Raw genomic sequence first — 23,663 nt, forward strand, 5'->3', positions numbered from 1 at the left:
GGTGGGCTGCATCGCTGATTGCCCCGACCAATAGCCTCGCTAATCGCCCCGCCAACCGTACAGCAAATCGCCGCGCGCATTGCCTGAGCGCAGGCGCCAACTCACAATTCAGCTGAAAAGAATGTCAGGCCTTATTTACCGGCCGGCGCATTCCGGGGTTCCGGGGGCAAATCGTCTTCGATGCTTTTGGCCATCGCTTCGATATCGCGCTCGGCCTTGGCGAAGCGGTCCTCGAACGAGCCTTGAGGGCCATCACCAAATATGATCGCTGCCAGCGCTGCAAGGGTCAGGCATCCAAGGACAATGGCGGGCCGCATCAATAATCGCGCCTGTAGCGCAGATTGACATTGGTGCCGATGGTTCCGCCCGCTTGGCTGAGGACGGACAAAGCGGGCGTGAGGCTGATTTCGAGCTGCGTGGCGGTAAATCCGCGCGCATCCGTGATGACCTCGATATAGACATCATCGGTGATGTATTGCCCGGCAGCAACCGCTGTCCCGCGGCCCGTCGCCTCGTCAGAGCCAAGGACGCGCAGGCGGTCCACGCCCGTGGCAGAGCGCAATTTGCCTAGCGGGTTCAATCCGCCGCTTCCCCCGCGAAGCGCGTTGAGCGATCCAGCCAGCTGAACGGCCTGCAAGGCCGACAGATTGGCAACGCTGCTGCCAAATAGGACGCGCGAAATGATTTCATCCTGAGGAAGTCCCGGCGTGCTGGAGAAGGCGATTTGGGGAGAATAGGCCCGGCCCGATACATCCACACTCACCGTGACTTCTTCGACCTGCTCGCTCGCATTCATCGCGATTGTGGGGTTAACCTCGCGCCCGCCATTGAAACGAATGCTTCCCTGATTGAGTTCAAAAGAGCGGCCAGCAAAGCCCAGCGTCCCGCGCACCATATCCACTTCACCTGCCATACGCGGATCGCCATTGGTTCCGGTTATGCGCAGGTTCGCGCTCCATTCGCTTTCTAGGCCCATGCCCGACACATACAATTTTTCGTCTGCCACCAGTTCCAGATTGAGCCGGATTTCGGTGAGCAGGTTTGCCAGCTCAACCTGCGACTGTGTTCCGTTTGAGCTCCCATCTTCGGGCGGTGGTTTGAAGCGCACGCCGCTAAGTTCGGGTACTTCGGCAGCTCCTGGATAGGCGAGTTTGTAACGCGCTTCGGGCAGGCGGATCGTTCCTGCCAAAATCGGCATTTCTCCGACGCGTTTGGTGAAGGTCAAATCACCCGTCGCACTGGCCGACAAAGCATCGCTGCGAGCAAGACGCGCATTGTTTAAACTGACATCGATATCCATCGGAAACCCGCGATCTGAAGCAAGGCTGACGGTCCCTGAAGCGGACACCGTCCCATCGCCAGCGGCCGCTTCGAGCTGTTCGATCAGCAATTCATCATTATCGAACCGCCCCGCAAATGTCATATCCGCCAAGCGAGTGCCATAGACCAGATTTTCATAGGTAAGCCCTTTGCCGCGGATAATACCGTTGAGCGCAGGCTTACCGACCTGACCGGAAAAATCGGCGGCTATGCCAAGCGCGCCTGTCAATTCCTGATCGTCCTGTCCGGCGAGCGAGAACACCGCTTGGGCAGGGCCATTATAGCGAATGCCCCCGCCAAGGGGCGCGCCCAGCAATCGGTTAACCCATGAACCTGTGCTGGGGGAAGGGGAGTGAGGCTGGCATTCAGCCGTCCGATCACTGCACCGCGCTGACGAATGACTGCGCGGCCCGCCCCGCCGCTTGCCTGCAATTGCCCGACAAAATTCACGTTCAAGGGCTCACTGACTGATGTCGCGGTGGACCGGGTCAGCCCTCTGATCCGCAGCCGTGCATCCGCGCGAGGGAAACTGGTCGCGCTTGCCTGAACGAAATCGAGGCTGCCTGATGCCTTGCCGCCGATCCCGAGATCTGGCGACACCGAATTGAGCAGTTTCAGCTCTACATCCTCCAGCCTGCTTTGCAGTTTGACGGCATCGCCAAATTCGCCTGCAATCTGCGCGCTACCTGCGCCGATATTCATCCGCGTAGGCAGCAGATCATAGCTGTTTGTGCGCGGGATTATGCGGGCAGGGGTGGCAGTTTTGAAGGGAATGCCGCGCACATTGCCATCTAATGCGGCGCGCCACAGATCAGGGGCCAGCTGCGCGTTAGCGGCGATGCGAAACGGCGCGCCATTATCGCCAGAGGCCAGCAATTGGGCTGTGCCCGTTCCTTCCCTGTAATTCACCTGCGCGCGCACCTTATCGATGGTGGTGCCAAAGTAATTCGCATTGGCAAGCTGGATATCTGCGACCACTTGGGGCTGATCATACAGCACCACATCGGCATCAATAATGCCGCGTCCAATGGTCAATTGAGCAGGGCCGGGCAAAGTGGTGCCCGAAGAGCGCAGCGCAATCGCAGCGGTCTGGAATTTGCCTTCGCCCCCCAATTGCACCAGGCCCGCAAGGCCGCGCCCATTGGCGTTCAGTTCGCCGGTGAAGGGCCCAGCTGCGCTTTGGCGTATTTCGCCTGAAAAACCGATGCCGCTCAAGTCGCCTTCATTGATGGCAAACGTAATCGGACCGCGGCTGAGATCGGCAATCATATCAGCGCGCAGCGGGCCGTAATCGGTGGCCGCATCAGCAAGGATCGCGTAGCGGCCATTATTGCCGCGAATTTTGGCTGTCAGGTCAGCAAGGCCGATCCCAAGGCCGGGCCGGGCCGCCTTGATTGTCGCTGTTGGGCGAGTAATGGTCCCTGCCAATTGGACGCCAAGCGGGCCATAATCATCGGAAAGCCCGCTTGCCACGAGATTGATCTGGCCGTCTGCGGAATAACTGCCGCGCCCATCGCGCAAGGCAAAGGAAGGCGCGGTCAGCCGCAAATTGGAAAAACGCGCGGTGCCGTCGCTGCCGTAGGACACATCGCTGGATGCGCGCAGATTGCCGCCAAGAAAATCGCGAACGCTTTCATTCGTCAGCTGTGTTGATCGCGCTTTGACAGAGCCTGCGAGCGCGTATTCGCCCGTATCGCGCGCTTTAAGATCTACATCGCTTGTGATGTCGAACAAGCCTACGCTTTCAAGCCGATAATTGTCGATCTTGCCATCCAGCGCGCCTGCATATCGGCCCGCCTCGGCATCGGCCAGCAAAGTGACCTGCGCGTCAATCCGGCGCGATTGCAGTCGCAAATTGTCGGACAGAATGCGCGGCCATGCGATCAAGATATCGCCCGTCAAGGCGATATCGCTTAACGTTCCTCCAGCGGCTGTATCGAGGCCAATGATCCGTGTCGCGCGCGCGGAAACCGGGATGGTCATGCTTGCGACGTCAACGTTTGCCGCGCCGCTTGCATTCAGCCCCTCAATCCCGATGCCGTTTGCTTCAATGCGGTTTGCATCAATGTCATACTGCACCGCAGGCGCCGAAAATTCCCCATCCAGCGTTAGCTGCGCGCGCAGGCCTGATCCGCTAATGTCGGGCGCGATTGTGCCGGGTTGCAGCAGCGCGAAGTTCGTCCGGAAATCCTCAAAAGTGTTCTGCGAAAGATCAACGAGACCGATGGCAGCAAGGTTGAACGCGTCGCTGAATACGCGCCCATCTACCTTTGCAGTGCGCTCATCCAAGGCTGCCTCAATATCGAGATTGGTGGTCTCTCCGAGCATTTGCGCCATCGCTTCGGGCGCAAATGCGGACAGTCGCAAATCGCCGCGTGCTCCAACGGTGCCATTGCGGGCTGTGAGGTCGATATCGGCAATGTCGGTCCCGTCCAGCACTGCCGAAAAATCACCATCCCATTTGGTCCAATCGCCTTGGCCCTTAAGTGTTGCTTGCATGGGGCCAGGCAAACCCGCCAAAGCCGCGATCACTCCGTCATCAGGGGCGTTGACTGACAGAGCGAGGTCCAAAATGTTGTCTTCGGGCACTGCGTCGAGCAAAAGGGTGAGACTGTCGCCTGCCGCATCGCTTTCTCCGCTTGCCAAACTGGCCGCGTCAAAATTGACCACGGCGCGCCCGTCTTCGATATGCGCATTGCCCGATAGCTGAGCGACACGCTGGGTGCCGGTCACACCGCGTTCAACCGTCAATTGATCAATTGCGAACCGTCCCACATCGATATCGTAATCGGGCAGCAGCGGTGCATCACTCGGCGGAGTCTCGGCAAATTCGGGCAGCCGAGCGAGGACCGCGGTCTCACCTGATAACTCGGTGATGTCGATATGCCCTGCGATAAAGGCAAACGGGTTCCAATCGAGCGCGATTTCAGGGGCGGACGCAAACAGGCCTTGCGGATCGGACAGGGTCAGATCGCGAATGGTGAGATCGCTGTAAAGCGAGCCTTCGAGCGAGCCAATCCCGATTTCAAGCCCGTTTTCAAATTCCAGCGCTTCGATCTGGTCCTTGACGAAATCGCGTCCCGGCGACGAATTGAGCGCAATCAGCGCGATGCCTGCGATCAGGATCACTGCGGCGATTACCGCGATTGCCCCAACCATTACGCGTTTGGGCCATGACCAGCTCTGTTTTGTCTCGCTCTCGGGCATCAAAATGCCTGCCCAATAGAGACATAGACATTGATGAGGCTTTCACCCTCGCGCCGATTGATCGGAGTTGCGACATCCAGCCGCAAGGGGCCAAAATTGGTGTAGAACCGGCCGCCAATTCCTGCACCGAAACGGATGTCGGAAAAGGTCGGTAGAGTATCTGTGTAAACCTGGCCCGCATCGACAAAGGCAACAATTCCATAATCGCCAAAGCGATATCGCACTTCGGCAGCGGCTTCGACTACGCTGCGCCCGCCGATCGGAGTGATGATAAATTCATCGGCGGTTTCGTCAGGATCAGTTGGGTCAAAATTGTCATTGGGCACCAGCACATTTGGCCCCAATTGCTGGAAGCCGAACCCGCGCACCGATCCCCCGCCGCCTGCATAAAGCCTGCGTGATGGAGCAATGTCGGAGCGATCTGCACCGGTAATGCTGCCAAATTTCGCTCTGCCTGCAAGAACGAAACTCTCATTGATCGGATAATACGCGGTGCTGTCGATCACGGTGCGCACATAGGGCACGAATTCGTTGTCGAAAGATGCCTCAGGTTGGAGCAATGCGTTGACCCTGAAACCTTTGGTTGGATTTAACAGATCATCGGATGTGTCAAACCCGACCTGCCCGGTGATCGATCCAATAAAATAGGTCTGATCCACGACATCGCCCAGATCGGCATCAAACGCCTCTTCGACGCTTCCGATGGCTTCTGCGCCAAATGCATAGGTAAAGCGTTTCTGCCAGATCGGGGTGGAGACGTAGGAATAAAGCAGGCCAATGCGCCCGGTGAACGCCTCGAACGCATCAAAATCTGAGCGCAGCGCGTTAAGGCCCACTTCAAAGGTCCGGTCGCGCTGCCCTGCATTGGCGCGGCGAAAGTTCAGCCCTGCGCCTTGCTCATTTGTGCCTGCAACAGCCGAGGCTGACAGCGCGCCTTCGGGCGGGAATAAATTGCGATGGGTCCAGCTTCCTTCGAGGCGAAAACCCTGACCAGTTCCAAACCCAAAGCTGCCGGCAAGGGTGCGCGGTGGTCCTGCATTCTGATCGACGGCGATGGTCACATATTCCGTGCCATCGCCAGCATCCTCGCCCGTGCGTTCGGGCACGACACTGACGGTGTTGAAAAGGCCAGTTGCAACCAATGCCTTGCGCAGATCATCGAGACCGCGGCTGTCAAACAATTCGCCGCGTTCAAACCGCGCAATGGTGGCGACTTGATCAGCATCAAAAGCGGTGTCGCCGCGCGCGACAAAACCGCCAATCCTGGCGCGAGGTCCAATATCAACTGGCAATGTGTAATCGCCGGTTGCCGTGATCGGATCAAGCAGCACATCGCGCTGGCCCAGTTCGGCAAAGGGATAACCGTTTTCAGGCAGAGCAGTCGCGATCAGAGCCTCATTTGCCAGAATGCGCGATGCAATAATCGGTTCGCCCAATTCAAGCGCGGAACTATCCGCAATCAAACCAGCCGGGACCGTAGGTTCAGCCTCAATCTTGATCGATGCCAGCGTAAATCGTTTGCCTGGTGTAATGTCGAGCGCCGCGACAATTCCAGTTTCGCCGTGTTCAGATGTGTTTTCGATCCGCGTTGCGACTTCGCTTTGATACCAGCCTTCGGACCTCAACAAACGCTGAACCAATTCGCCATCCTCGGTCAGCCGCGCTCTGATCATAGCGAGGTTGGCAGCTTTGCCATCCCCGTCTTCCAGTGCGGAAAGCCGATTGAATTCGCCCCGCAGGTCAAATTCGGTCTCCTTGTCGGCTTGCGCGAGGCCAGTTATTGCTGCGGTGTAGGCGAGCTCTGGCGCGGGTTCTGTGTCGCTGGTTGGTGCGCCGGCCAGTTCAACCTCCACCAGCTCAAACTGATCGAGAGGAGTGAGCGGGCGGGTTAGGTCAGCATCGCGAATGGGCGCATCGGCTATCACTTCTGTGCGGTCACCATCTGCCAGTTCGGGCAGGATAACGGTTGCCGATGTTTCATTAACAGGACCGTCTTCGGCCTCCTCGGCGCCAAAGCGACGCTCAAAATCCTCCAGCGATTCCAGTTCCTGATCAAGCGCGGGATCATCAAGATCGAGTTTAGGGATCGCGGATGCAAATTCGTCATCAGATATCACGGGTTCAATTGAGGGAAGAGCTGAGCCTATGGGTGGAGAAGGCTCAACCTCTGCATCGATTTGCGTATCTTGTGCTGCCAATGGCGCGCAGGCCACACCAAGTGCGAGCCAGACGAGCGAACGTCCCGACAGAACCAAAGATTGCTGCACTCTAAATGCCATTTGCTTTAATCAATACGCCTTGCGTTGCGGGCCTGGCGCTACGTCACTCCACATGATCCAAAGAGCGAAAGGTTCCCGCCATTGTTTGGAGGTCCTTCAACCGGCGCCTGTATGAACAAACGCTTGAGCGGGAAAGTGTTCCAGCGTCACTCCGGTCGAACCGATGGACTGATGGGTTTGCGCGCCAACCAGTTAAATTACTGGTCGCTTGGAAGCACTCCTGAGAGCCCTTTATGAACCAACGCTAAGCCTCCGAAACGGCGCAATAAGTCTTCAGGTAGTCCTCGTGAGCGGGAAGGCCGTTGGTCGCGCGTTCGACCAAAGAACGTACATTGTCCAAAAATTCCTGCAATTGCGCATCTGACAGGCCGTTCGCCATGGGATCATGAGCTGCCGGGTTAACGCCTTGCCCCAACATTACCTGCACCCAGCTCGCTTCGCGGAACAAGTCATCTGCATCGCGGCCAACCCGGCCAGATGATGCAAACAATTCTTGTTTCTGGGTCAGGGTCTCTGGCACATCCATATGCTTGCAATAACGCCAAAATTCAGTGTCTTCGCGAGTGGTCTGCTTATAATGAAGAATGAGAAAATCGCGGATCTGCTCAAATTCTTGGGCGCACCTGCGATTGTATTCCGCGCGTTCACGCTTGGCATTCTGATTGCTTGGAAACAGTTGTATAAGGCGGTTTATCTGAGATTGGATGAGGTGAATGCTGGTCGATTCCAACGGTTCCAGAAACCCGCTCGATAATCCGATAGCAGCGCAATTGTGCGACCAAAACTGCGACCGGCGCCCTGTGGTAAAACGAATAGGGCGGGGGTCAGCCAGAGCCTTGGTATCAAGACCCGCGATAAGAGTTTCACTCGCTTCATCATCAGATAAAAAGTCAGCGCAATATACGTGGCCATTGCCTGTGCGATGTTGCAGCGGAATGCGCCATTGCCATCCCGCAGATTTCGCAGTGGCGCGAGTGTAGGGCACTAATGTTTCTAGCCGCTCGCTTGGAACAGCTTGGGCGCGGTTGCATGGGAGCCAATGTGACCAGTCTTGATATGCCACACCCAGTTCCTGCCCGATCAGCAATGCGCGAAATCCGGTGCAGTCGATAAAGAAATCGCCGTCGATCCGATCGCCATTGCTGAGCGTGATGGCGGTCAGATCCCCGTCTTCCCCGTCGCGCGATATAGACTGTACGATCCCTTCGGTTCGTTTGACGCCGCGGTTTTCGCAATATTCACGCAGATAGGTTGCATATAGGCTTGCGTCGAAATGATAGGCATAGGCCAAGCCCGTCATGGCGGTATTACCGACACGGTCCAGCTTTCCAAATTTAGCCTTATCAGCCGCACATTGATGGAGCGAATAGTGCCATAGATCCTGGGTAATACCGAGCTGTTTGCCGCGTTTCCAATGATGATGGAAAGAGACATTCGCGAGGCTCATGCCCGCGTCGCCAAAGGTGTGCAGATAGCGCGATCCGAGGCTTCCCCAGTCGACAAACTCAATGCCCAATTTGAAAGTGCCATTGGTGCGGCGCACGAAATCATGTTCATCTAGGCCAAGGATAGTGTTGAGCCGGATGATCTGCGGGATGGTTGCTTCACCCACACCAACCGTGCCGATCGTATCGGATTCAACCAATTCGATCGAAAGTGTCTTGCCAAGCAGGCGAGAAAAGGCTGCCGCGGCGATCCACCCAGCAGTGCCGCCGCCCACAATGACAAGTTTTTCAAGAGGTTTCTTCATGGCCTAGATACGATGAGAGCAGACTTTGGCCGAAAAAATGCATTGATGGTCAGGCGACCTTCGACGGGGTCCGGTGAAAGAGGCGCTTTTTCATTTATAAGACCGGAATGGAGCATATTACCGCGATAGAACACTGCCTGGTTGAATGCACCATCGCTGGCAAAAATTCGCTCAAAATGTGGGGCCCCGTCGGTGACATAAGCTGGCGGCGGCAATCCGGTGGCGCGGACATCGTTTTCCAAAGTTGCTTTGTATTGCGGGAAATTATCCGCTGTTAGCGCTTCAAAACCAGTAGGTAGGTGGCGATAAAACCCGGTCCCGCCATGATCGGTTCGACCAAGGTAAAGCATCATGGCGATTTGATGGGGATCAGTGCCGTCGACATGAGGAAAGCACTGCATGGGAACAAGCCTTGAGGGGGGCGTTGTGACCAGCGAGAACCAAGCCTGCATCTCCCACCCATGGGCTGCTTTTCCGAATTGCGCATCGAGCATCGGCGCCAGTTGCGTGAGCAATGCAGTGCTCGCCTTTTCGTCAAGCTGCGACCGGAGGCCAGGATATTGCGGCGTGACCTCTGCAAAATTTTGCAAAGATGCGATATCAACAACGACATCAGGATTTGCAAGGAGGTCATGCACTTCGATAAAATCATGATTTTTCGAAGGAAACAAATCGGACCGAAGAGTTGCAAGTGAGATTGACCAGTTTTGCATTCTTAGATGTTGAACCTTCCTGTGAGTTCGCCGCTCGCGGAGCCTAACAAACCAGAACTGAAGCGCAAAGAAGTAAGGTCTAAAGATCTAAAATATAATAAAAATTATGGGTTCTGGTGCTAATTGTGTCGCGTTGCAGAGGGTTTGTCGCGCGAGAATTGCCACGCCGAACTGGAAAGTGTGGCAGTGCGGCCACATCTTTGAGAGTGTTGGGGGTTATTTTCGCAAAAGCCGGACGCGATGTACGTGAAAATATTGATTTTAAACATAAAAATGATCTCTCACTCATCTTTGGCGCAAATGCAGTTTCCGATTTACGGATCAAGCTTGATGCGTTATGCAAAAACATGCAAACACGCTGAGATCGTGATGCCCTTGGGGAGGATTTGAAATGGGATTTAAGCTTCACACTACCAATGCGCGCCTGCTTTGCGGTGCCGCAACTGGGCTTGCGCTCGTGGCGAGCGCTGTGCCTGCTGTGGCTCAAGATGAGCAGTCTGATAAAGAACCGCAGGCAGTTGATGATGGCAACCAGATTGTTGTCACCGGTATCCGCAGTGCCATTCAAAATTCACTCGAGACAAAGCGAGATGCAACGTCAATCGTTGAGGTCATCTCAGCTGAAGATCTTGGCCAATTGCCCGATCTGTCAATTGCCGATTCCTTGGCGCGTTTGCCTGGCGTCACAGCCCAGCGCGTTCGTGGTCGTTCGCAACAGGTTTCCATTCGCGGCCTTGGCCCTGATTTCTCGCTTGCTCTCTTGAATGGCCGTGAAATTGTCTCGGCGGGCAATAACCGCGGCATCGAATTCGACCAATTCCCCTCTGAGCTCATCAGCCAGGGCGTCGTCTACAAAACTGGCGATGCGCAGCTGGCTGCTATTGGTATTGCCGGGGCGGTTGATCTGCGCACGGTTCGTCCACTCGATTTCAACGACACTCAGCTGAGTGTTTCGGGTACTTACGTCTATAATGACAGCGGTTCGCGCAATCCTGACTTTCCCGAGGATGGTTACCGATTCTTTGGGTCTTACATCGACCAAAACGAGGCCGGTACTGTCGGTTGGTCCATTGGCGCCACGATCCAATCAAACCCAACGCATTTTATCTCACGGGAATTGAAGACCAACCAATTCCAAGTCGCGCGCGATGCAAATGGTATCATTTACCCCGCCGATAACCCACGTCAGGGCGCGGTGAGCCGTGAATTTGAGCGGACTTCAGTTGCTGGTTCTTTGCAGTTTGAGCCAAGCGAAGACTTCTCGCTAATGTTCGACGCGTTTTACACCGAAACCACCGATGCCGGTATTTTCCGGGGAACGGAAACTCCAATTGCATCATGGAGCGGTGCGCAGTTTGAAGGTGCGACAGGAGCGGGCCCATTTGCTGACAGTGCAAGTTATTCCGCCGTGGTGCCAATCCTGCGGACCGATACTGAAGGCAATGAAACTGAAATTTTCGCGCTTGGCGCCAATCTTGATTTCAATGTGACTGACAATCTCAGTTTCATTCTGGATTATGGTTTCTCAACCCTGGACCGCGAGGATATCGATTACGAATCCTATGCTGGCACCGGCCCTGCACGGTCAGGCGCTCAGGATACGTTGAATTTTACATTCCCAAGCGACGGGACATACAGCATTGACGGTTTGATTGACTACACCGATCCGGCCAATGTTCTGCTGACCGATCCAGGTGGTTGGGGCCAGGTTGGCTTTCTGCGTGAGCCTGTCATCAATGATCAATTGCATCAACTTCGCGCCGAACTTGCGTGGGAATTTGACGGGGGCTTTCTCGACAGCATGATCGTGGGCTGGTTGTTCACTGATCGTACCAAAGATTTCGATAATAACGGCACGTTCCTCCGGCAAGGTGCTGGCTTTGTGAACGGCTCAGCAGCCATTCCGGGCGATCTGATCGTGGGGGCGACCGATACCGGTGACCTTGGTCAGAATATCATTGCCTATGACCCTGCTGATTTGTTGACCAATGGCACATATCTGCTCGAACGGGCGACCGATGACACCGAATGGGAAGTCAACGAAACCGTTCACAACTTCTATATGCAGGCCAATATCGATGGTGATCTGGGCAGCATCCCGGTGCGCGGCAATATCGGGCTGCGCTATGCCTATACTGACCAGTCATCGACAGGCACTATCAGCGGCGGATTGGTGAATACTGTCGGCACTACCTATGGCGATTGGCTTCCCAGCGCCAACCTCAGCTTTGAAGTGGCTCCAGACACTTTCATTCGCCTTGCGGCGGCAGAGACGATCACCCGTTCACGGCTCGATCAGTTGGCGGCAAACCAGAACATCACGTTCAACAATTTGAGCTGTTCTGATACTGACGGTGACCAAATCCCAGATACTCTGCTGGCATTTAATCCGCCGGCTGTGGTCTGCTTCAATTTGGGCGGCGGAAACCCTCTATTGGAGCCATTTGAGTCGACATCATTCGATGTCTCGTTCGAAAAGTACTTCTCCCCAGGCACTGCGATTATCGTGGCGGGTTTCCACAAGGATCTTTCGAATTGGATCATTGATTTCAATGAATTGCGAGATCTGACACGCGAAATCAATCTGGGCAATTTCGATGGCAATGGTCTGGTGACAGCCAATCCGGAATTGGCCAACGGTGTGTTCAGCGGACCGGTGAACTTTTCGGACGGCACAATCACCGGTGTTGAAGGCACGGTTCGCGTTGATTTTCGCGATGTCACCAATGCACTTGATGGATTTGGCGGGTTCGTCAGCATCACTTATGCTGATGCATCGGTTGAAAACCAGAACGGGGACTCAATTCCGATCCCTGGCTATTCAGACACCACATGGTCTGCTGATCTTTTCTACGAGAAAAGCGGGTTTAGAGCAAAGCTGGCAGCAAGGTATCGTAGTGGGTTCCTTTCAGAGGTCCAAAACTTCGCCGGCGGACTTGATGGTGCCGATGCTCAGAGCGAAACCATCCTTGATGCGCAAATTGGATACACCTTCCAGGATGAAAGCGGGCCCTTGTCGGGTCTCGGGGTCTTGATTGAGGTGTTCAACCTCACGAATGAGCCGTTCGTTACTCAGAACGACCTGCTTGGCGTAGGTGGTGATGTGATCGGCACATTCCCCAGCCGCCATGAAGTTTATGGCCGGACGTTCAACTTTACGCTCCGCAAAAACTTTTGAACCTGAGGGTCGCATCTCTCTCGTGAACGGGGCTCGTCAGCGATGGCGGGCCCTTTTCTTTTGTGTCGCAAGTAAGCCTGAAATAGCTTTAAGCGGCTAGTGGCGACGGGCAGTGTCGTGCCAGAAAATCAGCGTGCATAGGCATATCGCTAACAGCGCTTTGCATGGCTTCGGCTATCATGCGCATCCGCTGCGCAACGGGTACATCGGCACGCATTTGTGTGATCGCTGGGGCTTTTTGCGGGGTGATACCTTGACCAAGATAAACCGCGATCCAGCTTGGATTGGCAAAAAGCTCCCGTTCATCTGCAACAATCATTCCATGGTTACGGAAATGGTCAATCTTGTATTGCAGGCTGTCTGGTATCGCCATCGCTGAGCAATAGCGCCAAAGCTCTGCGTCATCACGTTCGGTTGCAGTGTAATGCAGGATGAGAAAGTCGCGGATACGTTCATATTCGCGAGTCGTTTGCGCGTTGTATTCGCGCGCAAGTAATGGCGACATCTCCGTATCGGGCAGCAACGCTAACAATCGCAATATGCCATATTGGATCAGGTGAAGGCTTGTCGATTCCAACGGTTCCATAAATCCAGCCGACAGCCCGATAGCAACGCAGTTCTTGTCCCAAAATTTGCGGCGGCGGCCCGTTGTAAATCGCAAGGTTCGCGGGTCCGCCTGCGGTTTTCCGTCAAGCGACTCCAGTAGCGTTTCAGTTGCTTCATCCTCGCTGATAAACTCGCTGCAGTGAACGTAACCGTTGCCCGTACGGTGTTGCAAAGGAATGCGCCATTGCCAACCAGCCGCCTTGGCGGTTGACCGGGTGTATGGCGCGATATTTGCTCGCTTCTCGCAAGGTACGGCCACGGCACGATCGCATGGCAGCCAATGCCGCCAATCTTCATAGCCTGCATGCAAAGCACCTTCGATCAAAAGCCCGCGAAACCCGCTGCAATCAATAAATAACTCGCCTGACAAGGTTGAGCCATTGTCCAAAGTGACACCTTCGATGAAGCCATCTTCGCCGCGCAAATTCACATCGGTGACACGCCCTTCAATGCGCGACACGCCGCGAGCTTCGGAGAGCTTTCGCAAGAACGCTGCGTAAAGGCCAGCATCGAAGTGGTAGGCATAATCGAAAGTAGACTGGATTTTGCGTCGATCGCTTTCAGGATGGGCGAACCGGCCCGCCTTGGCCATGGCCCAACACATCGAGAAGTCGTCAATCGGACCCTCGATGCTGCCAGCAAGGTTCTCTCTCATCCAGTAATGGTAGAATGGCACTTTATCGAATTCAGCGCCGTAGCGGCCGAAGGGGTGGAAATATGAATGTCCCTGGCGCGCCCAATCAACGAATTGAATGCCAAGTTTGAATGAGCCAGCGGTTTCCTTGACGAATGTTGTTTCATCAATGCCGATGCGCTGATTGAATGTTCGGATAGGCGGGATCGTTGCCTCGCCGACGCCCACTGTGCCGATGGCTTCGGATTCTACGAGGGTAATTGAGCATTCGCGGCCCAACGCGTCGGATAAGGCGGCGGCTGTCATCCAGCCTGCGCTGCCGCCGCCAACAATCACAATGCGTTTCAGCGGAGCAGACTTCTCTACCATATCAGCCACCGCAGCTTTCGCGGATAAGCAGGCTGGTTTCCATCCGCTCTGAAATGGCTTTACCGCCGTGAGTGTCGATCAGTTTTGATACAAGCATCCGGCCAGCCAGATTTGCGTCTTGGTCGATAGTCGTCAGGCGAGGAGTGACCAGTCGCGATGCGGGGATGTTGTCATATCCAACAACCGATACGTCCTGCGGAACAGAGCGACCCGATTTTATTAGTGCGTGAATGGCGCCGATGGCAATCAAATCACTGGCAGCAAAGATCGCGTCAAACCCCGTTCCACTTTCAATCGCCGAGCGGGTTGTGGCTTCGCCTGATTGCACATCGAAATGCGCAGGCAGCGCCAGACTGTCATCCTGAGCAATGCCAGCCTCTTCCAGGGCTATTTTGTAGCCGCGATAACGTTGTTCCGCCTCGGGCGCCTCAGTATCGCCCAAGAACAGCACGCGTTTGCGCCCAAGCCTAAGCAGATGGGATGTGGCTCGGCGTCCACCCGCGACATTGTCAGAGCCGACGCTGCAATAGGCCGAGTCATTGAAATCCGCGCCCCAAACGACGAAATTGTCTTCCCCACCGGCAAGGCTGTTAAATGCATCATGTAAGGAGCTTTGCCCAATGAATATCATGCCGGTGGCGCGGCTTGTCGTCATCGCGAACCGCAAATCTTCAGCCGAGCGCGGAAAGACATGACTGATGACAAGATCAACTTTGCGGTCCCGCGCAGCTTCGGCAATGCCTGCCAACAGCTCGAGGAAGAAAGGATCGGCGACGCGAGTTTCCCGTGCTTGAGGGGCAGGCACAATTACCGCAATTGTGGCCTCTGCACCTACTGGCCCGTTAGGCATATGGCTGCGAAAATCGTAGTCATGCGCTCGGGCAATGCGCCAGATTTCCTGTTTAGTACGGCGTTTCACAGCAGGGCTGTCATTGAGGGCTCTTGATACGGTGGATATCGATACGCCCGCCTGCCGCGCGATATCTTCCAGCCGTGCGTTTTTCTTCGACCTCAATCCCGCAGCATCCATGCTTTATCTTTCCCCCAATGCCGCCCAGAACCCGGTGCGCGGCGCGAGAATGGATTGCACGTTTTGTGCGGTTTGCGCCAGTCTCTCATTTGCGATTACTGTGGCTGCTTGAAAGGCAGGCGGCACATCCCACTCAATGCTCTGGGTGCCTAAATTGAAAGCGCATAGCACCTCGCTTGTATGGCTGCGGCGAATGAAAGCGACGATGTCTGCTGGCGTATCCAGCAACTCGCTGTCACCCGCGATCAATGCATCAAGCGTTCGCCGCAACGCCAGCAATTGCCGCGTATAATTTACCATAGAGCTCGGTTCGCCTGATTGCAGATCAATCGCAAGTGAGGTGTGTGCAGGGTCCACTTTCAACCAGGTCTGGTTGGCATTGGAAAAGCCTGCCTGCGATGCTTGGGATTTCCAAGGTATTGGCGTGCGCGCCCCGTCACGGCCCAATGTGTGGGGCCAATTGAGGATCGCTTCGGGATCTTGCAGATCGGCAAACGCGACATGGCCCTGTGGCAGACCCAATTCCTCACCTTGATAGATAATTGGATTTCCGCGCAGCGATAACAGCAGCAGCATTGAAAGCCGCGCGGTTTGTTCAATCCCAGTCTCTCCAGTGCCCTCATCGCTGGCCCAGCGCGTGGTTGCGCGCGGTGCATCGTGATTGGAAAACGCCCATGATGGCCACCCTTCACCCGGCGTGCCGTCCCAGTTTGAAAGCGAATGTTTGACTTTCTGAGCGGTAAGGTTCGGCGCATAGAGAAAATCGAAATTGTAGGCTGAATCCAGCCGCTTGCCATTTGCCGTGAACGCTTTCATTTCAGCCAATGGATTGGGGCCGCCAACCTCTGCAACGGTGAACCGGTTTGGATATTCATTGATCGTCGCGCGGATGCGTTCAAGGAATGCCGGTATATCTTCATGCGATTGATTGAACCGTTTGATCTGCATATCGAACGGACGCGTAACCTCATTCATCGGCGCGCCTGAAGGCGGATTGTCGCGCAATTGCGGATCGTGCATCGAAAAATTGAGAGCGTCCAAACGAAACCCATCGACGCCGCGATCAAGCCAGAACCGCGCGACATTCAGCAGTGCTTCTTGAACTTCGGGGTTATGGACATTCAAATCAGGTTGGCTGGTCAGGAAATTGTGAAGGTAGTATTGCCTGCGCGGCCCATCCCATTGCCAAGACGATCCTCCAAACACCGATTGCCAGTTGGACGGAGGGGAACCATCCGGTTTTGGATCGGCCCAGACGTACCAATCGGCCTTGGCATTGGTTTGATCGCGCCGGCTCTCCTGAAACCATGCATGTTGATCGGAGGTGTGCGAATAAACTTGGTCGATGATCACTTTCAGGCCGAGCTCATGCGAGCGTTTGATGATCGCATCAAAATCATCGAAGGTCCCGAAAGTCGGATCAATCCCGCAATAGTCGGAAACATCGTACCCGAAATCCTCCATGGGTGACGTGAAGAACGGCGAAATCCAAATGCCGTCAACGCCAAGTGATGCAATGTAATCAAGGCCTTCTGCCACGCCGCTCAGATCACCGATGCCATCAGCATTGGTGTCTTTGAAGCTGCGCGGATAGATTTGGTAGATCACCGCACCGCGCCACCATTCCTGAACCGTCGTGAGCGGCTGGGACTTTGCTTTTTCAAGCGGTTTGGTCATTTCTTCTTCCCGTGTAATCGCGCGATGCACCAGCCAAAGGCGGGCAGTTCCATTTCCACGCTACCTGGCGCGGCAACGGCGCCTGGGCATTGGCCGTTCAATGCTTCCAATGAACGCGCTGCGTAACCCACTCTCGATGTAATGCTGATTGGCGCAGACGAAGTGTTGAAAGCCACTAGGTATTCTTCATCCGTCTCAGCATCGAAGCGAGAAAAACTGACAAGACCAGGCGCTTCATCATCATAGGTGCGCGCGATTTGTTTGCCCCGGCGCAATGCGGGATGCCTCGCCCTGACTTTAGCAAGCTCGGCAATCAGCCCATAGAGTGGATGGGCGGTATCGAAGTTCTCTTCGCTGGTGGTCGCATCTGTTCCGATCAGAATGTTGTCATTGTAACTGTCGGTAAGGCTTGCAAACATATCTTCACGCGCTGCTTGATCGTTGCCATCCCCTACAAAGCCTTGCTCGTCGCCATAGTAAATGACGGGGTTGCCGCGCAGGGTCATCAACATAGCATGACCAAGCTTGACCCGGCTCAAAAGTTCTTGGTTTGAAATGTCTGGATTGTCAGCTTTTACCAAAGTCGAAAAGCGGCCCATGTCGTGATTGCCAAGGAAAGTCGGCATCGTTCTGGCCGCGTCGGGTCCGCCTTCGTAATTCACATCGCCTTCGAACATATCAACTAGGACAGAAGGCGGGGTTCCTTTGCCTACGGCTTCGTGAACTGCCGATTGAAACGCGAAGTCCAACACCGCGGGAAACCCATCGCGGCGCGTAAACTGTGCCAAGACACCGCTGTCCGGGCTGGAGGAATACACTTCTCCGAATATCAGGAAGTTGGGAATGCCCTTCGCTTTCGCCGTTTCCAGCATAGCCGGCACAAAGCTTTGCCAAAACTCAGGGTTTACGTGTTTTGCAGTATCGATTCGGAAGCCATCAATGCCGAACCGAGTGATCCAACTGGCATAGATTTCGATCATGCCCGAGAGAACGCGTGGATGCTCGGTGTAAAGGTCATCAAGCCCGGCAAAATCTCCATAGCGGCTGCTTTCGCCGGAAAAGGTTGTGCTGCCGCGATTATGGTAGAAGATTGGATCGTTCAGCCATTCGGGCTTTTTGGAGTTGCGCTCTCCTGCAGGCACAATAGGAGTGTAGGCATAATCTGGGGATCTTAGACGCGCGAAATTCTCCTGAGTTTGCAATTCGTCGCCCATGAAACCGTCATTGATCGGCTCTCCAGTCAGCCCGCCGCGACGCGAATAGGGGAAATCTGAAAGGCTGCGATAGGTGTAGCTGGAGGCATTGCCATCGGCATACTGGATTACATCTGCCGTGTGATTGGTGATGATGTCCATATAAACTTTCATCCCGCGTGCATGGGCTGCATCGACGAAAGCTTTGAATTCTTCGTTGGTGCCAAAGTGTGGATCAATGCTGGTAAAGTCTGTCACCCAATAGCCGTGATAGCCTGCGCTTTCATCTCCTTCTGGGCCTTGCACTGGCTTGTTTTTGAAGATGGGTGCGAACCAAATGGCGGTCATCCCCATGCCTTGCAAATAATCAAGCCGTGCCGTCAGCCCAGCCAAATCGCCGCCGTGATAAAATCCTTTATGTTTAGGATCAAAGCCGTGATCGAGTGCTGTGCCTTCTATCCCGCCGCGGTCATTGGAGGGATCGCCATTGGCAAAGCGATCGGGCAGAACAAAATAGACCACCTCATCTTCGGGAAGCCTATCGCGATAAGCTGACCTTTCTTCAGGTGTTGGTTCTGCAGGCGCATCGTTCATTGCGGATGCGCTGCCAACAAAGCCTGCCAGGGCAAGCACGCCTGCCATCCATAGTCGCGTCATAGTCACGTCCTCCCGTGACCTGATTGCCACTTTTGTATCAACTTTGCAATTCTTTGTGAAAAATCATCAGCACTGAAATTGATGCAAATTTATCTCATAAAATCATTGGACTAATGACGGAAAAATCGAAAGAACTGGTCGTATATAGCGCCGAACCACAAAGGTTCTTGCAAAAATTTGCATAAGCGGCACACTAGGGCGGCTGGAATTAAGGGCAGATAATTGGCCTTTGCCAGCGAAACATACGCAAGAAGCGTGCCTGCAATTCTGATATCAGAATTGCAGAAACTGCGAGAGGGATAAGTGGATATGGCACAGGCGCAAGTGCTTGGATCGGGCACGGGCACCAGCACGGGGCGAAAACCAGCGATGAGCGCGGGCCAGATCTGGAATATGAGCTTTGGTTTTCTTGGCATCCAGATCGGCTTTGACCTTCAAAACGGCAATGTAAGTCGCATTTTCCAAACGCTTGGCGCCGAGGTGAATGAGCTTGCGATCTTATGGATCGCAGCGCCGATGACGGGCCTGATAATTCAACCGATTATCGGCCATCTATCCGACAACACATGGGGCAGGCTGGGGCGTAGACGCCCCTATTTCCTTATTGGTGCGATATTTGCGACATTGACATTGTTCATTATGCCGAATTCACCAACCTTGTGGGTTGCTGCAGGCATGTTGTGGATCATGGACGCCTCGCTCAATATCACGATGGAACCCTTTCGCGCATTCGTTGGTGACAATTTGCCGGATCGCCAGCGAACGCGAGGCTATGCAATGCAGAGCTTCTTCATTGGCGTTGGCGCCGTTATCGCTGGCGCGCTGCCATGGATGATGACCAATTGGATGGGGTTGTCTAATGTGGCGGGCGAAGGTGAGATACCTCAGACCGTTCAATATGCCTTTTATATTGGAGGCTTGGCTCTGTTCATCGCGGTGTGCTGGACGGTTTTTCGGACTAAAGAATACAGCCCTGATGAGATCGCTGGGTTTGAAGCGGCTCGGCACGCAGCTTTGGGCGTCGAGCCTATGGAAGCTGCAAATGTTCAACGCAGCGCTGCGCAATTTCAGCGCGGTGGTCTGGTCTGGATTGCAATCGGCGCAGCGTTTGCTGCCTTCGTGATGTATGCTCGCGGTGAACCCCGGCCTGCGTGGCTGGGCGAGGTTGAAGTCGCGCAAGAACTTTATGTCCTCGCTGGTTTGGTTGCAGCGTTCGGGGCCATTCAGATCATTGCATCACTGCTGCGCAGCGGCGGCAAAGATGACAATGGCTTTATGGAAGTCGTCAATGATCTGTTCTCCATGCCCAAGACCATGCGGCAGCTTGCTGTAGTCCAGTTCTTTAGCTGGTTTGCCATGTTCTCGATGTGGATTTACGGCACGCCCGCAGTTGCAGAATTTCACTTTGCGTCCCCTGACCCTGTGACCCAGGGGTATCAGGACGCAGCCGATTGGTGGAGCCTGCTTGGATCGGTTCGCAATGGCGTTGCAGCAGCGGCGGCTTTGGCTTTTATCGTTATCGCAGCAAAGATGGACAGGTGCCGTCTCCACGCCCTTAATCTGGCGATTGGAGCGGCGGGTTTCGCAGCGATGCTGTTAATCCGCGACCCGGCATTGCTATGGATGCCGATGGTTGCTGTAGGGTTCGCCTGGGCTTCGATCGTTTCGCTGCCATATGCCATTTTGGCAGGGTCTGTCCCTGCGCGGAAAATGGGCATCTATATGGGTATCTTCAACATTTTCATCGTTGTTCCGCAATTGATCGCGGCGACGTTGCTGGGCTTTTTGCTCACCACATTTTTCGATGGTGCGCCGATTTACGCGATGGCCATTTCAGCCATATCCTTTGCCCTGGCTGCGGTCGCGACCCTGTTTGTAACCGATGGGACCACTGCCATTCTAGAGCGACAGGCCAAATTGTCGGGGGCATCCTGATGCGCAAAACAGCATTGATGGCATTGGCGGCGGTTGGTCTTGCGGGATGCGAACCAGCGTCTGCACCAGCTTCGTTTGAGCCCCAGCCTTATGTGCAAACTGCGACGCCAGAATGGGCCGCAGATGCTGTAATTTATCAGATGAATACTCGGCAATTCACGCAGGAAGGCACCTTTGCCGCTGCGCAAAGTCATTTGCCAAGGCTTGCCGATATGGGGGTCGATATCATCTGGTTGATGCCGATCCACCCGATCGGCGAGGAAAAGCGTAAAGGGACAATGGGGAGCCCGTATGCGGTCCAGGATTATCGCCAGGTCAATCCCGATCTGGGCACGGAAGAAGAGTTTCGCGCCTTCGTTAGCGCGGCCCATGAAGCGGGTCTGAAAGTCATCCTTGATTGGGTCGCCAATCATTCAGCATGGGACAATCCGCTGATTGCCGAGCATCCTGAATGGTATACCCGCAATCTGGAAGGGGACATAATCCCGCCTGAAGGCACTGACTGGTCGGATGTTGCCGACTTTGACTACTCGAATTCGGGTCTGCGCGATTATATGACTGGCAGCCTGGCCTATTGGGTGCGCGAATTCGATGTGGATGGCTACCGCGCGGATGTCGCAGGCTTTGTACCGCTTGATTTTTGGGACACCGCACGCGCGCAGCTTGATACGATCAAACCTGTTTTTACGCTGGCCGAATGGGAAACCCGCGATCTTCACGCTCGCGCATTTGATGCGACCTATGCCTGGGGGTGGAAAGAGGCAATGCAGGAACTTGTTGCGGATGGCAGCGGCGCCGGAAAAATGCGCGGATACTATCTTGCGCAAAAAACCACTTGGCCGCACGCAGCGATGCGCATGGTTTATACCGATAATCACGACCAGAATTCGTGGGATGGAGTAGCGTCAGAAATTTATGGTCCAGCCTATGAAACGGCGATTGCCTTGAGTTTTGTTGGGCCTGGTATTCCGCTAATCTATAATGGTCAGGAAGCGGACCTCGATCGGCAGTTGGAGTTTTTCGAGAAGGATGAGATCGATTGGAATGAAGGTCGTTTCGATCCTCTATTCCGCTCTCTCATTGCGCTCAAAACAAGCGAGCGGGCATTGCACAATGGAGCCCATGGCGCCCCATTTGTTGATGTACCAAACAGCGCAAAAAAGGACGTGTTGAGCTTTATCCGAGGGGAGGGCGATGACCGCGTCTTTGCGGTCTTTAACCTGTCACCGCGCGCACAAAAGGTAACTTTTGATTTAGAGCGTCACTACGGCACAATGAGTGATGCGATTGGCGGCGAGACCGTGAGATTTGAAGCAGAAACCATGCTGGATCTTGGCCCCTGGGGTTACCGTCTCTTTACGGCTGAGTGATCTCAACCAGATCACCAGCAGACACATTGGGTTGGATGGTTTCCGAGCCATCGGGCCAGATCACGCGCAGGCCGGCGCTGGTGTTGCTGCCCATTCCAAAAATTTGATCAGTAGAATTGTGTGAGGTGAAATTGCTGTTGATGCCGACCATCCGCGTTTGAGTCGTGTCGGCGATGGTGAGCTCGATGATTGCACCAATCGCAAAAGTGTTCGGACCTCGCCCGCGCAGGCGCACTTTGACACTTTTCGCACCGGTTAATTGGTTTTCCCAATAATAGACCGCACCACTTGGCTCAGCGGTCAACAACAGCGCATCCATATCGCCATCATTGTCAAAATCATCGCAAATCACGCCGCGGCCCTGATCGGTCTCAGCAATGGCGGACGCCTCGGCGGCGTCTGCAAAAGTTCTGTCGCCGCCGTTCATCCAAAGACGGGTCACATCGTTCACATAGTTTGAAGCGCTGGGGTCTTTCCCAGCTTCCCAGCCGTTCGTCTGGTAAAGGTCTAGCCATCCATCCGCGTTAAAGTCTGCAAAGCACGATCCCCACCCCCAGCCGCCTGGCTCAATTCCCGATGCTGCATTGCGAACAAAACCGCCCGAGCCATTGTTTTCGAACAATCGATTGCCGTTGATTGAGGAAACAAACCAGTCGAAATCACCATCATTGTCGAAATCGCCAATCGCGGCTCCCATTCCGTTTTCGTCGTCTGGGATGAAGGCGCTTGAGCTGAAAGTTCCGTCGCCATTGTTAAGCAGCACTTTCGATCCGCGAAAATCGGACACCATCAGGATGTCCAGATCTCGGTCACCATCAATGTCGGCAAAGCCAGGCGCGAAGGTGTAATCATAATTTGGGCCCAGCACCCCCTGCGGCAGATCGAATGCCAGTAGACCTGCAACGCCGCTAGTCGCGCTGACTGGGGTGAAAGAGACTGCTCCACCTTGCGCCGTATCATTGCGCCAAAGTGTTTCGGTTTCGCCTGGATTTTCCGGATCGCGCGGTGTCCCCCAATGCGCCATCAAAACGTCCAGATCGCCATCCCCGTCATAGTCACCCAAAGCCATGGAAATGGTTTGTTGAGCGCTCGCCAAATCAAATCCTGATCCAGCAGTCGCATCTGTAAAGCTTCCAGTGCCGTCATTGATGAAAAGCTTCGTTGGCCCGCCTTCCAGCCCGCCAAGCAACAGATCTAGATCGCCGTCTCCATCCAAGTCGCCAAAAGTGGGGCCGCTATGCGCGCCGTTAATGCTGGTCCCCTCCAGCGTGAAAGCCAAACCTGCCGCGCCTGCGCTTTCCACAAAGGTGCCGCCCTGGTTTAAGTAGAGCAAGTTGGGGCCAATATCACCCCGCACAACAAACACATCGATGTCGCCATCATTGTCGATATCGCCTGATGCCGCGCCGCCAGCAAATTGGCTAACCATGCCATTGATGCCGCTTGAAAAGCCGAAGCTATGGCCGAAGCCGGCGGCGGCTGTACGATTGGAAAAGCTGGTGTTGCCTCCTGCAGGTAGCGTTGCACTGGCGGTGCTGGGCGAAGGGGAGGGCGTGCTGCCTCCACCTGCCGCGACCGGCGCAGGCGTGGTCGCACTATCGCCGCCGCCGCACCCGGCCAAGCCTGCAAACAGCAAAGCGCATATGGCGACCGCACTGACATTGGTCGCATTGCCCCTGTTACCGATCATGATCCCTCTCCCCGTGCCATTGATAGCACTTCTAACTTTTTTGCAGAAAAATGCA

General features: G+C 54.8%; 14 protein-coding genes. 3 read left to right on the forward strand and 11 right to left on the reverse strand.

What is annotated here, in order from left to right; all coding sequences use genetic code 11:
* Positions 1-131: 131 nt before the first annotated feature.
* The 6 genes from AC0V6W_RS11750 to AC0V6W_RS11775 form a co-directional block, all read right to left on the reverse strand.
* Entirely contained in the window at positions 132-317 is a 186-nt protein-coding gene (locus AC0V6W_RS11750; protein ID WP_486150202.1) for a hypothetical protein, read from the reverse strand.
* Positions 317-1,636: a translocation/assembly module TamB domain-containing protein gene (locus AC0V6W_RS11755; protein WP_486150203.1), complete on the reverse strand. Its 1,320-nt coding sequence runs from the start codon at positions 1,634-1,636 to the stop codon at positions 317-319. The genes AC0V6W_RS11750 and AC0V6W_RS11755 overlap by 1 nt, the downstream gene beginning before the upstream one ends.
* Complete coding sequence (locus tag AC0V6W_RS11760) at positions 1,546-4,479, reverse strand: translocation/assembly module TamB domain-containing protein (RefSeq protein WP_486150204.1); 2,934 nt, start codon at positions 4,477-4,479, stop codon at positions 1,546-1,548. Before AC0V6W_RS11760 ends, AC0V6W_RS11755 begins: the two co-directional genes overlap by 91 nt.
* 47 nt (positions 4,480-4,526) lie before the next feature.
* Positions 4,527-6,806, reverse strand: coding sequence for an autotransporter assembly complex protein TamA (locus AC0V6W_RS11765; protein WP_486150205.1), 2,280 nt, complete (start codon positions 6,804-6,806; stop codon positions 4,527-4,529).
* A gap of 244 nt (positions 6,807-7,050) precedes the next feature.
* Positions 7,051-8,556, reverse strand: a complete 1,506-nt coding sequence (locus AC0V6W_RS11770) for a tryptophan halogenase family protein (RefSeq protein ID WP_486150206.1) — start codon at positions 8,554-8,556, stop codon at positions 7,051-7,053.
* Positions 8,553-9,269: a DUF6445 family protein gene (locus AC0V6W_RS11775; protein WP_486150207.1), complete on the reverse strand. Its 717-nt coding sequence runs from the start codon at positions 9,267-9,269 to the stop codon at positions 8,553-8,555. The genes AC0V6W_RS11770 and AC0V6W_RS11775 overlap by 4 nt, the downstream gene beginning before the upstream one ends.
* A 391-nt stretch (positions 9,270-9,660) precedes the next feature.
* Between AC0V6W_RS11775 and AC0V6W_RS11780 the strand changes: the two genes are divergently transcribed.
* The gene (locus AC0V6W_RS11780; RefSeq protein ID WP_486150209.1) at positions 9,661-12,447 is read left to right on the forward strand and encodes a TonB-dependent receptor; all 2,787 of its coding nucleotides are present in this window, start codon (positions 9,661-9,663) and stop codon (positions 12,445-12,447) included.
* Between the two features lie 88 nt (positions 12,448-12,535).
* On the opposite strand, the gene AC0V6W_RS11785 is transcribed toward AC0V6W_RS11780, so the two are convergent.
* From AC0V6W_RS11785 to AC0V6W_RS11800, 4 genes are read right to left on the reverse strand one after another with little or no spacing between them, the layout of a single operon-like run.
* Positions 12,536-14,056 (reverse strand): tryptophan halogenase family protein, encoded by a 1,521-nt coding sequence (locus tag AC0V6W_RS11785; RefSeq protein ID WP_486151599.1) that lies wholly within the window; start codon positions 14,054-14,056, stop codon positions 12,536-12,538.
* Position 14,057: 1 nt separating this feature from the next.
* Complete coding sequence (locus tag AC0V6W_RS11790) at positions 14,058-15,086, reverse strand: LacI family DNA-binding transcriptional regulator (RefSeq protein ID WP_486150211.1); 1,029 nt, start codon at positions 15,084-15,086, stop codon at positions 14,058-14,060.
* Positions 15,087-15,089: 3 nt separating this feature from the next.
* On the reverse strand, positions 15,090-16,763 hold the full coding sequence (locus AC0V6W_RS11795) for an alpha-glucosidase (protein WP_486150213.1): 1,674 nt from the start codon (positions 16,761-16,763) through the stop codon (positions 15,090-15,092).
* The gene (locus AC0V6W_RS11800) at positions 16,760-18,613 is read right to left on the reverse strand and encodes an alpha-amylase family glycosyl hydrolase (protein WP_486150215.1); all 1,854 of its coding nucleotides are present in this window, start codon (positions 18,611-18,613) and stop codon (positions 16,760-16,762) included. The genes AC0V6W_RS11795 and AC0V6W_RS11800 overlap by 4 nt, the downstream gene beginning before the upstream one ends.
* Positions 18,614-18,922: 309 nt before the next feature.
* Here AC0V6W_RS11800 and AC0V6W_RS11805 point away from each other — a divergent pair, with 309 nt between their 5' ends.
* Together AC0V6W_RS11805 and AC0V6W_RS11810 are read left to right on the forward strand one after the other, a co-directional pair.
* Positions 18,923-20,548, forward strand: coding sequence for an MFS transporter (locus tag AC0V6W_RS11805; protein ID WP_486151601.1), 1,626 nt, complete (start codon positions 18,923-18,925; stop codon positions 20,546-20,548).
* Positions 20,548-21,918, forward strand: coding sequence for an alpha-amylase family glycosyl hydrolase (locus AC0V6W_RS11810; protein ID WP_486150217.1), 1,371 nt, complete (start codon positions 20,548-20,550; stop codon positions 21,916-21,918). The genes AC0V6W_RS11805 and AC0V6W_RS11810 overlap by 1 nt, the downstream gene beginning before the upstream one ends.
* Here the strand turns inward: AC0V6W_RS11810 and AC0V6W_RS11815 are convergent.
* Entirely contained in the window at positions 21,905-23,608 is a 1,704-nt protein-coding gene (locus AC0V6W_RS11815) for a CRTAC1 family protein (protein WP_486150219.1), read from the reverse strand. The two genes, AC0V6W_RS11810 and AC0V6W_RS11815, sit on opposite strands and share 14 nt — an antisense overlap.
* Positions 23,609-23,663: the final 55 nt, after the last annotated feature.

The sequence above is a fragment of the Erythrobacter sp. JB1-7 genome, assembly GCF_057365015.1.